The organism is Blastococcus sp. SYSU DS1024 (assembly GCF_054050795.1).
Window position 1 is genome coordinate 33,137 of sequence record NZ_JBJHAA010000010.1, and the last position, 13,003, is coordinate 46,139.

The 13,003-nt window shown below is 72.9% G+C and carries 13 protein-coding genes; 3 read left to right on the forward strand and 10 right to left on the reverse strand.

Annotation, left to right across the window (positions count from 1 at the left end):
• From ACI79S_RS11070 to ligM, 3 genes are all read right to left on the reverse strand, one after another.
• Nucleotides 1-711: an ABC transporter ATP-binding protein gene (locus ACI79S_RS11070; protein WP_456593482.1), complete on the reverse strand. Its 711-nt coding sequence runs from the start codon at nt 709-711 to the stop codon at nt 1-3.
• The gene (locus tag ACI79S_RS11075) at nt 698-1,480 is read right to left on the reverse strand and encodes an ABC transporter ATP-binding protein (protein ID WP_456593483.1); all 783 of its coding nucleotides are present in this window, start codon (nt 1,478-1,480) and stop codon (nt 698-700) included. Before ACI79S_RS11075 ends, ACI79S_RS11070 begins: the two co-directional genes overlap by 14 nt.
• Before the next feature lie 388 nt (nt 1,481-1,868).
• Nucleotides 1,869-3,269 carry a vanillate/3-O-methylgallate O-demethylase gene (gene ligM / locus ACI79S_RS11080; RefSeq protein ID WP_456593484.1) on the reverse strand — a complete coding sequence of 467 codons (1,401 nt, stop codon included), beginning with the start codon at nt 3,267-3,269 and terminating at the stop codon, nt 1,869-1,871.
• A 304-nt stretch (nt 3,270-3,573) separates the two neighbouring features.
• Between ligM and ACI79S_RS11085 the strand changes: the two genes are divergently transcribed.
• Nucleotides 3,574-4,800 (forward strand): MFS transporter, encoded by a 1,227-nt coding sequence (locus ACI79S_RS11085; protein ID WP_456593485.1) that lies wholly within the window; start codon nt 3,574-3,576, stop codon nt 4,798-4,800.
• Nucleotides 4,801-5,095: 295 nt separating this feature from the next.
• Nucleotides 5,096-6,457, forward strand: coding sequence for an aminomethyl transferase family protein (locus tag ACI79S_RS11090; protein WP_456593486.1), 1,362 nt, complete (start codon nt 5,096-5,098; stop codon nt 6,455-6,457).
• Nucleotides 6,458-6,543: 86 nt separating this feature from the next.
• Here ACI79S_RS11090 and ACI79S_RS11095 read toward each other — a convergent pair whose 3' ends face one another.
• The 7 genes from ACI79S_RS11095 to ACI79S_RS11125 all read right to left on the reverse strand — a co-directional run bounded on the left by ACI79S_RS11095 (nt 6,544) and on the right by ACI79S_RS11125 (nt 11,721).
• Entirely contained in the window at nt 6,544-7,401 is an 858-nt protein-coding gene (locus ACI79S_RS11095; protein ID WP_456593487.1) for a class III extradiol dioxygenase subunit beta, read from the reverse strand.
• Nucleotides 7,394-7,762 carry a protocatechuate 4,5-dioxygenase subunit alpha gene (ligA, locus tag ACI79S_RS11100; RefSeq protein WP_456593488.1) on the reverse strand — a complete coding sequence of 123 codons (369 nt, stop codon included), beginning with the start codon at nt 7,760-7,762 and terminating at the stop codon, nt 7,394-7,396. Before ligA ends, ACI79S_RS11095 begins: the two co-directional genes overlap by 8 nt.
• Nucleotides 7,763-7,809: 47 nt before the next feature.
• Nucleotides 7,810-8,088, reverse strand: coding sequence for a muconolactone Delta-isomerase family protein (locus ACI79S_RS11105; RefSeq protein WP_179711352.1), 279 nt, complete (start codon nt 8,086-8,088; stop codon nt 7,810-7,812).
• Between the two features lies 1 nt (nt 8,089).
• A complete protein-coding gene (locus ACI79S_RS11110) occupies nt 8,090-8,827 on the reverse strand; it encodes an alpha/beta hydrolase (RefSeq protein ID WP_456593489.1) in 738 nt (245 codons plus the stop codon).
• A 181-nt stretch (nt 8,828-9,008) separates the two neighbouring features.
• A complete protein-coding gene (locus ACI79S_RS11115) occupies nt 9,009-9,308 on the reverse strand; it encodes a 2Fe-2S iron-sulfur cluster-binding protein (protein ID WP_456593490.1) in 300 nt (99 codons plus the stop codon).
• Nucleotides 9,309-9,469: 161 nt separating this feature from the next.
• Nucleotides 9,470-10,132, reverse strand: a complete 663-nt coding sequence (locus ACI79S_RS11120) for a response regulator (RefSeq protein WP_456593491.1) — start codon at nt 10,130-10,132, stop codon at nt 9,470-9,472.
• Nucleotides 10,129-11,721 carry an ATP-binding protein gene (locus tag ACI79S_RS11125; RefSeq protein ID WP_456593492.1) on the reverse strand — a complete coding sequence of 531 codons (1,593 nt, stop codon included), beginning with the start codon at nt 11,719-11,721 and terminating at the stop codon, nt 10,129-10,131. The genes ACI79S_RS11120 and ACI79S_RS11125 overlap by 4 nt, the downstream gene beginning before the upstream one ends.
• Before the next feature lie 394 nt (nt 11,722-12,115).
• Here ACI79S_RS11125 and ACI79S_RS11130 point away from each other — a divergent pair, with 394 nt between their 5' ends.
• Nucleotides 12,116-12,979 carry a methylenetetrahydrofolate reductase gene (locus tag ACI79S_RS11130; RefSeq protein ID WP_456593493.1) on the forward strand — a complete coding sequence of 288 codons (864 nt, stop codon included), beginning with the start codon at nt 12,116-12,118 and terminating at the stop codon, nt 12,977-12,979.
• Nucleotides 12,980-13,003: the final 24 nt, after the last annotated feature.

Consider the following 13,003-nt stretch of genomic DNA (forward strand, 5'->3'; position numbering starts at 1 on the left):
TCACCCTCCCAGGTATGCGCGACGGATCTCGTCCATGCCCTTGAGCTCGGCGGACGAGCCGGTGAGCACGTTCCGTCCGGTCTCCAGGACCGTGGCGCTGTCGACGACGGTGAAGGCGAGGTTGGCGTTCTGCTCGACCACGACCATGGCGATGCCGGACTCGGTGCGCAGGCGCCGGATCGCGTCGTAGACGGACTTCGCCGTGCTCGGCGCGAGCCCGAGCGAGGCCTCGTCGAGGAGCATCAGCCGCGGCTTGGACATGATCGCCCGGGCCACCGCGAGCATCTGCTGCTCGCCGCCGGACAGGGCCGATCCGTTCGACGTGATGCGGTTCTGCAGGTTCGGGAACAGGTCGAGGCAGTAGTCGATGTCCTCGTCGATGCCCTTGCGGTCGTTGCGCAGGTACGCACCGACGCGCAGGTTCTCCCGGACGGTGAGGTCGCCGAACGTGCCGCGTCCCTCCGGCACGTGGGCGATACCGAGGGCAGCGACCTGGTCGGGCCGCAGACCGCTGATGTCCTTGCCGTCGAAGACGATGCGGCCGCCGGTGCGCACGGTGGCGCTGATCGCGCGGAGGGTGGTGGTCTTGCCGGCGCCGTTCGCGCCGAGGATGCCGACCGCACCGCCGTCCGGAACGCTCAGGGACACGCCCTCCAGCACCTGCACGGGGCCGTAGAACGCGGTGACGTCCTCCAGCTCAAGCAGCGTCATCCGAGGTGTCCTTTCCGATGTACGCCTCGATGACCCGGGCGTCGGACTGCGCTTCCGCCGCCGTCCCCTCCATGAGCTTCTCCCCCTGGTCGAGCACGACGACGCGGTCGGTGAGGGCGGCGATGAGGCCCATGTGGTGCTCGACGATGACGACGGTGATGTCGTCCTCCCCGCGCAGGCGCCGGACCGTCGCGATCAGCTGCTCGACCTCTTCGTGCGGGAGGCCGGCGGCGGGCTCGTCGAGCAGCAGCAGCTGCGGTCGCATGAGCAGCGCGCGGCAGAGCTCGACGCCCTTGTGGAGGCCGTGCGACAGCTCGTCGGCCGGCAGGTGCGCGGCCCAGCCGAGGCCGTTGCGCTCCAGCAGGTCGAGCGCCTCGGCGCGCATCTCCTTCTCCGAGCGCCGGGTACGCGGCGTCCGCACCGCCCACTGCAGCGGTCCGCCGGGGAGGCGGGCGTGCGCACCGAGCAGCACGTTCTCGAGCACCGTCTCGTGCAGCTGCAGGGCCGGGTGCTGGAACGTCCGGGCCAGACCGTGCCGGGCGAGCGTCGCCGGACGCGCACCCTGCACCTCGGTGCCGTCGATCCGCACCGTGCCCGCGGTCGGCTTGTAGTGCCCGCTGATGCAGTTGAACAGCGAGGTCTTGCCGGCACCGTTGGGCCCGACGAGCCCGAAGATCTGGCCCGGCTCGACGGCGAAGGTCACCTCCTGCAGCACCTTGATGCCGCCGAACTGCAGGCTGACGTCCTGCACCGTCAGCTCAGCCGCCATGGACTGCCTCCCCCACCGTTGCCGCGTCGCTCCGAGGTGTGGGCCCCAGCCCGTCGGCGTAACGTACGGATCCCTCGGAGGATCGGCCACCCTCCCGGGGTGACAGCGGCCAAGCCGTTATCGTCGCGGCCCCGTCGTCCATCTGTGCGAGTCCTTCCCTCCGCCCGGCGACGGTGCGCTGCCAGGGCCATCACGCTCTCGGCCGCGCATCCGCCGCGGCGCGGGTCTGTCACTGCTGGGGCGCCGGACCGCGCTCCGGATGACGCGGCTGCACCCCTCGCGGCTCCGTGCGCTCACGCCCGGTGCGACGGGCGCCGCAGGACCGGGAGGAGACGCGGCTGTGGCCGGCCGACGAGTGCTCGCCGCCCGGCCACAGCCCGGGCCTGGGTCAGGCCTTGCCGGCGGTGCGCCAGCCGCCCTGGTACGTCTCCCGCGCCATCTTGGCGTAGGGGACGGGGCTCACGATGGCCCTGACCTCGAACTGCTCGTGCGGCTCGACGGTGGTCTTCCTGCTGCCACCGTCGGGCTCGCCCCAGACCACGCGCACCTCGGCGCCGTGCGGGACGTCGGGGCTGATGGTCGCCAGCGACAGGCCCTTCTGCTCGTTGGCCGAGATGCCGGTGAACATCGAGACGCCGAGCAGGGCGCCGTCGGCGTCGATGACCTTGTCGAAGTTCGACGACCCGTAGTTGGCGTTCGGCAGGTCGAAGAACTGGTACTTGGCGCCCTGGACCGGAGAGGCCAGCAGCTTGGCGAGGTCGTCGGAGTTCCACTCCAGGGTGACCTTGCGGCGCTGGGCGTCCTTGTCGATGGACTCCAGGGCGTCCCGGCCGATGAAGTCGTGGTCGAACTTCACGAAGGAGCCGTACCCGAGCTCCCAGGGGTTGGTGTAGTAGTCCTCGATGTTCTCGGACACGAAGCTGCCGGCGATGGCGTTGGTCGCCTCGTAGCTGTCCGCTCCCAGCCACTCGCGGTAGGGGCGCAGCTCCTCGCCGGTGTAGATCGCCGGCAGCGGCGAGGGGATCCAGCCCGACTCGAGGGTGTTGGTGGAGTAGGCGCGGGAGCCGACGGGCTCCATGCCGAACTCACGGCCGGCCTCGAGGATCGCCTCGCGGATCCGGTCGTAGCTCTCGTAGGGGCCCCAGATCTCCAGGCCCGGCGCGCCGGCCATGCCGTGGCGCAGGGTGCGCACCGTCTCGCCGGCGATCGTCATCGTGCCCATGCGGAAGAACTTCAGCTGCTCGACCGTGCCGCCGTTGAGCTTCTCGATGATCTCCCAGGCCCGGGGGCCCTGGATCTGGAAGCGCCACAGGTCGCGGGTGACGGCCTTGCCGTAGGGGCGCGAGGGCGACCGCGGGTCGTTGCGGATCTCCACGTCGTAGCCGCCGGTCTCGCCCTTGAACTGCAGCCAGCTGGCGCCGGGCGCGCGGCCGACGTAGACGTACTCGTTCTCGTCGAGGTGGAAGAGGATGCCGTCACCGATCACGTTGCCGGCCGGGGTGACCGGGACGAACTGCTTCGCCATGTTCACCGGGAAGTTGGCCACGCTGTTGATCCCGGTGTCGGAGATCAGCTTGAGCGCGTCCGGGCCCTTCATGAACAGGTTGAACATGTGGTGCGACTGGTCGAAGAGCACGGCGGTCTCCTGCCATGCCTTCTGCTCGCGTCGCCAGTTGGTGAACTCCGACGGGACCACCGGGTAGATGTAGGCGCCCAGCTGGGAGTTGCGGAGGAGCCCGACGGTGTCGCCGGCCTGGTCGAGCAACTCCTGCAGGTTCTTCGCGGTCATGTTCTTCCGTCCTCGTCGGTGGTGACTTCCGCGGACCGGCGGAGCCGGCCTGCGGCCTGGTGGCCGGTGGCGTGCCTGGCAGTGGCCCGCGCCACATCGTCGCCAGCAGCGTAGGCCGGTGGATGTGCTCCAGCACACGGGCATCCGTCACCCTGCGCCGGCCGTTCCGGCCGCTCGGCGTGCGTCGGATGCCGGGGCGACCGGGTCATTTGACGCACTCGCCGGGTCGTCGCGGGACGCCGGCGCGACGACGGCCGTCCCATCGGCGAGAGTGGCCCGGTCCGGACCACGGAGGGGGCAGGTGATGGCGCGTCAGCCGGTCGGCGCGGGGGCCGGGCGCCCGGCCGCGATCGATCCCGGCCGGACGTCCTGGGGCGCCGTGGCCGGCCTCATGGGCGCCGGCGTGGTCGCCGCGGCGCAGATCGGCGGAGCCGCGGCCGCCCTGCCGGTCCTGCAGGCCGACTTCGGGCTCGGCCCGACCACCGCGGCCTGGTACCTCTCGACGGTGAGCGCACTCGGCGCCGCCGGTGGCGTCCTGCTCGGCTGGCTGGGGCAGACGCTGGGGTTCGGCCGCCAGGTCCGGTTCGGCCTCGCGGCGATCGTCGTCGCCGACCTCGGTGGTGCGGTGGTCGACTCCCTGACGGGGCTGCTGCTCGCCCGCGCCGCGGAGGGGCTCGGGCTCGTGATGGTGATCCTCGCGGCGCCACCCCTGCTCTCGGAGGTGTCCGCGTCGAGGCACCGGCGGCTCGTGGCCGGCGCCTGGGGCGCGTACATGCCGGTGGGCTCGGGTCTGGCGGCGCTGCTCATGCCCGCCGCGATCGCGCTGGTGGGCTGGCGGGGCGCGTCGGTCGCCGATGCCTGCCTGGCGGCGGCCGTCCTCCTGGCGGTCCTGCGCCGGGTGCCGTCCGCTGGGGCGCAGGGGCGGGCGTCGCTCGGCGGCCTGCTGGGGGCGCTCCGCTCGCCGTCCGTCGTGATCATCGCCGTCGCGTTCGGCCTCTACGCGGCCCAGTACCTGGCGGTGGTCGGCCTGCTGCCGGCTGCACTGGTGGAAGGCGAAGGGCTGAGCGTCGCCGCCGCGGGGCTCGTCGGTGCCGTCGTCTTCCTGGTGAACGCACCGGCCAACCTCCTCGGGGCGTACCTGCTGCACCGGGGTGCGCCGCTGCGGCGGGTGATCCTCGCCGGATGCGCCGGCATGGCCGTGACGGTGTGGGGGGTGCTGGACCCGGCGCTCCCGCTGGAGCTGCGGGTCGCGTCGGCGGCCGCCTTCTCGTTCGTCGCCGGACTGGTCCCCTCCGCCCTCTTCGCCGGCCTGGCCGGGGTGTCGGCCGGTACGCGGTCGGCCGGTGCCGCCATCGGCCTGGTGACCCAGGGTTCGGCAGTGGGGCAGCTGCTCGGTCCCCCGCTGGTGGTCACCGTGGGCACGGCCGTCGCCCCCGGGACGGCCCAGTCGGCCGTGCTCGTCTGCCTGGCCGGGCTCGTCGCGGTCGGGGCCGTCGCGCTGCCGCGGGGCGAGCGGATGGACCGGCGGTAGTCCGCCGGTCGGTGCCCGGGCGCTCGGACGTCGGCCCCGGGAGGACGACGACGGCGGTTGTCGCAGCCCCCGGCCGGATCCGTCGATCTCCGTCTCCGGGTGCCCTCGCTCCGTAGGTCACATGTCGCATCCGGAGTGCGTCCAGGGCGTGGCCCGACGTGGTCATCCGGGTGATCCGGGCGCGCGGACCCCGCCCCTACGGTCGCAGCAACGTGCTGGAGTGACACTCCTCCGCCCTCCGGCGCACTCGGGCGGGGTCCGTCCTGCCCGTCCCCGCGACGAAAGGTCAACCGTCATGTCCTCCGAGAGTCTCGCCGCCGCCCTCGCCCGCGCCGGCAACCCGGTCGAGCTGCTCAGGAACCTGGCGTTCCCGGCGAGCACCTTCCCGGTCAAGCCGGAGTTCACGAACTGGCGCTCGGAGCAGCGGGCCTGGCTCGAGACCTGCGCCCTGCTCGACCAGTCGCACCACATGACCGACCTCTTCGTGTCGGGGCCGGACGCGCTGCGGCTGTTCAGCGACACGGGGGTCAACTCCTTCGCCGGCTTCGGCGTCGGCAAGGCCAAGCAGTTCGTCGCGGTGGACCCCGAGGGCCACCTGATCGGCGACGCGATCCTCTTCCACCTCGAGGACGAGCTGTTCGACCTCGTCGGCCACCCGATGGTGATCGACTGGGTCACGTTCCACCTCGAGCGCGGCGACTACGCGGCGACCGCGGAGCGCGACGACAACTCCGCCGTGCGCGCGTCCGGCCCGCCGAAGCTCTTCCGCTACGAGCTGCAGGGTCCCACCGCGGCCGCCCTCATCGAGGAGGTGTCCGGCGCTCCCCTGCCCGACGTCAAGTTCTTCAACATGGCCGAGTTCACCATCGCCGGGCGCCGCGTCCGCGGGCTCCGGCACGGCATGGCCGGGCAGCCGGGGTTCGAGCTGTTCGGCCCCTGGGCGGACGGCGAGGCGGTCCTCGAGGCCCTGCTCACGGCCGGTCGGGAGCACGGGCTGGTCCGGGTCGGCGCCAAGGCGTACTCCACGGCCAACCTGGAGTCCGGTTGGGTGCCCGCACCCATGGCGGCGCTGTTCTCCGACGACCCGCTCATGAAGGAGTACCGGGAGTGGCTCCCCGTCGCGAAGGTCGGCTCCATCGGCGGCAGCCACGACCCGGCCGACATCCGCGGCTACTGCCTCACGCCGTACGACATCGGCTACGGGAAGACCGTCCGGTTCGACCACGACTTCATCGGGCGACCGGCGCTCGAGCGGCTGGCCGAGGCGCCGCCCCGGACGAAGGTGACGCTCGTCTGGGATGCCGACGACGTCACCGCCGCGGTCGGCTCCCTGTACCGGCCGGGTCCGGGCGCCAAGTACATCGAGATGCCGAAGGCCCGCTACGCCACCCACCACGAGGACAAGGTGCTCAAGGACGGCCGGCAGGTCGGCATCTCGCTGGACTGCGGCTACCTGGCCAACGAGCGGGTGCTGGTCTCCCTCGCCACGCTCGACAACGAGCACGCCGTGCCCGGCACCGAGGTGACGGTGGTCTGGGGCGAGCAGCCGGTGTCGGCGAAGCCGGGGGTCGAGGAGCACGTCCAGGTGGAGATCCGGGCCACCGTCGCGCCCGCCCCGTTCGTGGACTTCGCCCGGGAGGGCTACCGCTCCCGCTGACCGGCGACCGACGGCGCCCGTCGCACCCGGATCCGACACGTCGAGGCCCCCGGTCCACGGGACCGGGGGCCTCGACGACGCGCTGCTCAGGCCGGGTGCGGCGCCCGGTTGTCGAACAGGGCAATCCCGGCCGCGGTGTTGGACGCGGGCACGAAGTAGTCCGAGTGGACCTTCGTGATCCGGTCGTCCATCGCCCCCCGCATGACCAGCCACATGATCAGCTCGATCCCCTCGGAGCCGGCCTGGCGGATGAGCTCCTCGCGGGACAGGGCGGCGAGCTGCGCCGGGTCCGTCTCGATCGTCTCCATCCACATGCGGTCGAAGTCGGGGTTGATGAACCCGGCCCGGGCGCCGGCCAGCTGGTGCGACATGCCCCCGGTGCCCAGCACCCCGACCGTGATGTCCTCCGGGAAGCTGCGGATGGCCCGGCCGAGGGCCTGGCCGAGCGCGTAGCACCGGGCCGCCGTCGGCTGCGGGTACTGGATCACGTTGACCAGCAGCGGGATCACCGGGCAGGGCCACGCGTCGCCGGGGTCCGGCGTCCAGACCGACAGCGGCACGGTGAACCCGTGGTCGACCTCGAGCTCCTGGAAGACGGTCAGGTCGAAGTGCTCGTCGATCAGGCTCTCCACCAGGTGCAGGGAGAGCTCCGGGTGGCCGACGACGTCGGGCACCGGCCGGCGACCGAAGCCCTCGTCCGCGACCTCGTACCGCTCCGCGGTACCGAGCCCGAACGTCGGGACGAAGTCGAGGTCGATGCCGTTCGCGTGGTCGTTGTAGACGACGATCGCGACGTCCGGCCGGTGCTCGGCCAGCCACGCCCGCGCCGGGGCGTACCCGTCGAACAGCGCCTTCCAGTTCGGGTCCTCGGTCTTGCCGCGGTCCATCGCCGCACCGATCGACGGTACGTGCGAGGTCGCCAGACCCCAGATCACCTCAGCCATCCCGGCGTCCCCCCGCCCGCATCGCGGCGAGGAAGTCGTCCTCGCCCATGCCCGTGAACACGCCGCCGAGGTACTGCATCGACCGGCCGTCCATCATCGCCAGCTTGTACACGTAGAAGATGCTGCCGCCGAGGTCGATCATCGCCTGCCAGTCGCGGTCCAGCACGGCCTTCTCCTGCTCGGCGGTCAGGCCGAACTCCCGGCAGTAGGCGGCCTCGTCCGCGAGGAAGCGCTCACGGTTGGCGGCCTCGCGGAGGCTCATGAAGAGCTTGTTCATGCGCAGCCCCCGCCGGCTGCTGTCGCCGTCGAAGATGGGGGTGCCCGGCATGTCCCGGCGGCCGGCGCCGGAGTCGGAGCTCATCCCTGTCGTTCCTCTCTGCTGTCGCGGTGCGGTCGCGGACGACCGGGTCACGTCCGCTCCTGCGGATGCGTGGCGAGCGCCTCGACGTGGACGTCGAGCCACGGGGCCATCGGCAGCGACATCAGCGCGTCGTGCAGCGCGGCCGGGTCCTCCGCCTCGTAGAGGCCGATGGTCGCGTTGCGGCCGGGGACGCGCCACAACCGCTTCAGCACGCCGGCGGCCCGCAGCTCCATCGCCCGCGCGCGCTCGCCGGCGCGCAGCTCCTCCCGCCGCTGCGCCGGGGTGTCGGCCGGCAGCCGGTTCTCGGACCGCACCAGGAACTCCACGTCAGATCCCCTCCATCCGGGCCGGCTCCGGCAGCCGCCCTGCGATCTCGGCCAGCACGCCGGCCAGCTCCTCCGGCGCGGTGACCATCGCCTCGTGACCGGTCTCCAGCTCGTGCACGGGCCAGCCCCGCGCGCGGGCGCGATCGGCCTGGCCGGCGAAGACGCGCATCCAGCTCACGCACTCGACGAAGGCCGCGGGCACGTCGTCGACCGCACCGGTCAGCCGCAACGGGTCGGTGTAGGTCTTCCAGGGGTGCGGCGTGAGCCTCGGGGTCAGCCAGTCGACGTCCGCCTGCTCGGTCACGCCGAGCACGGACAGCTTGCGCACGGGCACCAGCCAGCCGAACCCCTGCTCGGCCGCCGACTCCGCCCAGTGGTGCTCGACCGTCTCGGGCAGGAGATCGCGGGCCGCGTCGCCGTCGGAGCCGACGAAGGCGTCGAGGTAGACCCGCTGGGCGACCGCGGTGGGGCGGCGGTCGGCGACGGCGGTCACGATCTGCCCCGCGTAGCTGTGCCCCACGAGGACGACGTCGGTGAGCCCCAGGACGTCGATGACCCGCACCACGTCCTCGACGTGCGTCTCCAGCCCGACGAGCGGGGAGAGCAGGTGCGCCCGCTCCGACAGCCCGGTGAGCGTCGGCGCGTGCACCTCGTGGCCGGCCGCGCGCAGCAGCGGCGCGACGCGGTCCCAGCACCACCCGCCGTGCCAGGCCCCGTGCACGAGGACGAAGGTGGTCATGCGCTCGCCTCCTCGGACGACATCGGGGTCGGCATGCGCACGCACGTGCTCACGCCACCGCCACCCTAGGCACGGCGACGACGGGCGGAATCGGCTCGATGACACGACAGGGCCGCCGATGCGGCAGGAGCCACCTGCGTCATCCGTCGCCGATCCACCCCGGGCGAGGCACTCCCCCGCGTCACAGATCGAGCACCAGCCACCGCGACCTCGCGCCGGAGACGCAGATCATCATCGTCTCGCCGAACGCCCGCTCCTCGACCGTCAGGACGCCGTCCCGGTGGTCGGGCTCGCCCTCGAGGACCCTGGTCTCGCAGGCGCCGCAGCAGCCGTCGGCGCACGCCTCGGGCACCTCGAGCCCCGCCCGTCGCACCGCGGCGAGGATCGAGGTGCCCGGTGCGACGTCCAGGGTCAGCCCGGCGGCGGCGCACAGGACCTCGAGCCGGCCGACGTCGCCGGCGTCCTGGGGAACGGCGGTCACGCGGCCCCTCCCTCCGCCGTGCGGCCGGACCCCGGGCGACGATCCGGGTACCGGGCCCCGCTCACGCTAGGCCGCCGGGCGGCCCGGCGGATCGCCCGGTTGACCGAGGCCGGCGGGCACCCTGTCGCACCAGGGACGCGTCAAATGTCTGCGCCCACCGTTCAGCGGGGCTGGACGAGACCCTCCTTGACGGCGAGCAGGGCCGCCTGCGTCCTCGAGGACAGCCCCATCTTGGTGAGCAGGTGGCTCACGTGGGACCGGGCCGTCCGCTCGCTGATGAGGAGGTGCTTGGCGATCTCCTTGTTGGACCGGCCCTCCGCGACGAGGACGAGCACCTCCTTCTCACGCGTGGTGAGCACGCCGAGCCCCGTGCGCGGCGCCCGGATCTCCTGGGTCAACCGGCGGGTCACCGCCGCATCGAGGAAGACCTCGTCGCGGACCGCCGCGCGCAGCGCGGCGTCCACCTCGGCCGGTCCCGCGTCCTTCAGCAGGTACCCGGAGGCGCCGCTCTCCAGCGCCGCGTGCACGCGCTCGGCCTCTCCGAAGCTGGTGAGGATGACCACCTTGAGCTGCGGGAACCGGCGCAGCACCTCGGCGGTCGCGGTCACCCCGTCCATCCCCGGCATCTGCAGGTCCATGAGGACGACGTCGGGCAGCTCCCCGTGCGCCGCCGCCCGCTCCAGCCGCTCCAGCGCCTGCTGCCCGTCGCCGGCCTCGTCGGCGACCTCCACGTCCTCCAGCGCCTCGAGGTAGGCGACCACGCCACGGCGCACGACCGCGTGGTCGTCCACCACCAGCACCCGGATCGGCAGCGACGTGGTCACGGCGCGACCCCCGCGCCGGACCGCGGCCGCGCCGACAGGGACGTCGGCAGCGGCAGGCTCAGGCGCAGACTCGTCCCTCCTCCGGCCGGCTGCCGGATCCGGACGGCTCCGCCCCACCGGGCAGCGCGCTCACGCATGACGGTCATCCCCAATCCGCTCGACCCGGACCCACCCGAGGGTCCGGCGATGGTGCCGGCGCCCAGCCCGCGCCCGTCGTCGGTGACCTCGGCGACGAGCCGCCGTCGACGGCCGTGCGGTGTCACTGCGAGCCGGACGTGGATCGTCGACGCCTCGGCGTGCTTGACGCTGTTGTGCAGGGCCTCGGCGACGACGCGGTAGACGTCCTCGAGCAGGTCGGCGTCGAGCGCGGTCATCTCGCCGGACGGGTCGTCGATGTCGAGGGACACCTCCAGGCCCGTGCGGGCGGAGGTGGTGTCCACCAGGGAGCGCAGCGCCGAGGACAACCCACCGGCGGTGGTCGCCGCCGGCCGGAGCTCCACCACCATGCCGCGCAGGTCCGACAGGACGGCCTCGGCGCTGCCGCTGAGGTCGTCGGCCACCTGGGCCACCTTGTCGGGGGTGGGAGGCAGGCCACGGGCGACGAGGACGCCCAGCGACCGGGCCTGCATCATCATCGAGAAGACCTGCTGGACGACCGAGTCGTGCAGGTCGCGGGCCAGCTTCTGCCGCTCCTCGCGGCGGGCCACGTCCCGCTCGCGCTCCAGCAGCGCGGCCTGGTCGACGGCCATCGCGGCCTGCTCGGCCATGGCGAGCAGGAACTCGAGCTCGGTGCCACCGACGACCTGCCCGGGTGCGTAGAAGGCGTTCAGGATGCCGACCGGCTCCCCCCGCGCGACGAGGGGCACGCTGACGAACCAGTCCCACCGGGGGTGCCGCATGAGGTCGTGGAGCGGCGCCCAGGCGGGGTCCTCCAGCACCTGGGCGTACCGGTTCGGCACCACCAGCGGCTGCCGCCGCTCGAGGGCCTCCAGCATCTTGAGCTCGGCCCCCAGGGCCTGGCACTCCATGATCTTGTCGAAGAAGTCGCCTGCGCGCCCGAACCCGGCGACACCCATGACGTGCAACCGGTCGCCCGACGAGTTCACCGTGAGCACCTGGACGCCGGCCAGGGCGTCGGTCCGCGCGACCTCCCGGGCCAGCGCCTCGAGGGTGCCGACCAGCGACCGCTTCGACGCGACGCTGGAGGCGGCCTTCGCGATCGCCCCCAGCCGCCGCTCGCGCAGCCGGCTCTCGGTCACGTCGCGGAAGGACACGATCCACCGCCGCGTGCCCGCGACCGGGGCGACGACGTACGCGAACTCGCGCCGCTGACCGGCCACCGGCGCCCAGGTCACGGTCTGCTCGACCGCCCGGGCGACGCCCTCCGGGTCCGGCGGCGGGAACGGTGAGGGGGCGCCCGCGACGGCGTCCGGGTCCAGGCCGCACAGGAGCACCGCGGCCGGGTTGGCCTCGACGAAGCGCGCGTCGGCGTCGATGACCGCCAGCCCGTCCGGGGCGTACCGCACCACCTCGTCGTCCGAGGTCGGAACGGTCGACGCGGCGACCCCGCCCCGTCCTCGTGGTTCCACCCGGCCCCTCCTTCGCGTGCGGCCCCGTGACCGCGTGGCCCGGGTCACTCCGTGCAGATGCTGACATGCCGCGGACACCCCACGTGCGCCGGAGGGCGCGGCCCACCCGAGCGGGGGGATGCCGCGTCGGACGTGGTGGGACGCCCCGGCACGGCCACCCGCTCGGGCCCGGCGCCGGCGCTCCGGGCGTCCACCGCGACGATTGACGCACGGACGACCACCGATCCGGCGCCACAGGTACCGCCATATCACCGTACCGGCCACCGGGTGACGCCGATCACGATGGTGGGTACAGGAGCAAGCGCTCGAAGCCCGCCCGGCCGGGCGGCCGGGCGCTGCCACCGTCGGCCGCCGCGGGATGTCGCGCGACGGCCCGTGCAGAGGGAGAGACAACGTGAAGCGCGCGCTGACCGTCCGGGACCCGGCGACCCGGAACTCGCTGAGGCGGGCCTTCGACGACCTCGGCTACGAGGTGATCCCCTTCAAGAAGACCGAGCAGTCGGTGCTCTCCTCCGTGCCGAAGGACGTGCGGCTGACGGTGACCGCCTCCCCGGCGAAGGGCCAGGACGCGACCATCGACCTCACCGTCGCCCTGGTCGGCCACGGCTACACGGTGGCCCCCCACCTCTCGGCGCGGCAGGTCCGCGACCGCGCCCACCTCGCCGACATCGTGGCGCGCTGCCGCGAGGCGGGCGTCACCGACGTCTTCGTGGTGGGCGGGGACCCGACCGAGGAGCCCACGGAGTTCCGGCACGCCCACGACCTGCTCGTGGCGCTGCACGATCTCGACCACGGCTTCACCGACATCGGCATCGGCGGGCACCCGGAGGGTCACCCGGAGGCGCCGACGGAGACGCTCTTCCAGGCGCTCAAGGACAAGGCGCCCCTCGCCACCCACATCAAGACCCAGATCGTCTTCGACCCGGCGGTCATCCTGAACTGGGCCCGCGAGCTGAAGAACCGCGGGATCGACCTCCCGGTGCACGTGGGCGTCCCCGGCGCCGTCCACCGCCAGAAGCTGCTGCGGGTCTCCGGCGGACTCGGCATCGGCGAGTCGGCGAAGTTCCTCAAGAAGCAGCAGAACCTGTTCTGGCGCTTCTTCGTCCCGGGCGGGTACAGCCCGGACAAGATCATCAAGGGTCTGGCCCCGCACATGGGCAAGCCGGACAACCGCATCGAGGGGTTCCACGTCTTCACGTTCAACGACCTGGAGCCCACCGAGGCCTGGCGGCGGAAGATGATGGACAGCCTTGCCTGACACCCCTGGCCCGGAGGAGCGTCC

Bases quoted from the DNA above. Each gene is read 5' to 3' on its own strand.
- ACI79S_RS11070 (WP_456593482.1), bottom strand. From the start codon at position 711: ATGACGCTGCTTGAGCTGGAGGACGTCACCGCGTTCTACGGCCCCGTG.
- ACI79S_RS11075 (WP_456593483.1), bottom strand. From the start codon at position 1,480: ATGGCGGCTGAGCTGACGGTGCAGGACGTCAGCCTGCAGTTCGGCGGC.
- ligM (WP_456593484.1), bottom strand. From the start codon at position 3,269: ATGACCGCGAAGAACCTGCAGGAGTTGCTCGACCAGGCCGGCGACACC.
- ACI79S_RS11085 (WP_456593485.1), top strand. From the start codon at position 3,574: ATGGCGCGTCAGCCGGTCGGCGCGGGGGCCGGGCGCCCGGCCGCGATC.
- ACI79S_RS11090 (WP_456593486.1), top strand. From the start codon at position 5,096: ATGTCCTCCGAGAGTCTCGCCGCCGCCCTCGCCCGCGCCGGCAACCCG.
- ACI79S_RS11095 (WP_456593487.1), bottom strand. From the start codon at position 7,401: ATGGCTGAGGTGATCTGGGGTCTGGCGACCTCGCACGTACCGTCGATC.
- ligA (WP_456593488.1), bottom strand. From the start codon at position 7,762: ATGAGCTCCGACTCCGGCGCCGGCCGCCGGGACATGCCGGGCACCCCC.
- ACI79S_RS11110 (WP_456593489.1), bottom strand. From the start codon at position 8,827: ATGACCACCTTCGTCCTCGTGCACGGGGCCTGGCACGGCGGGTGGTGC.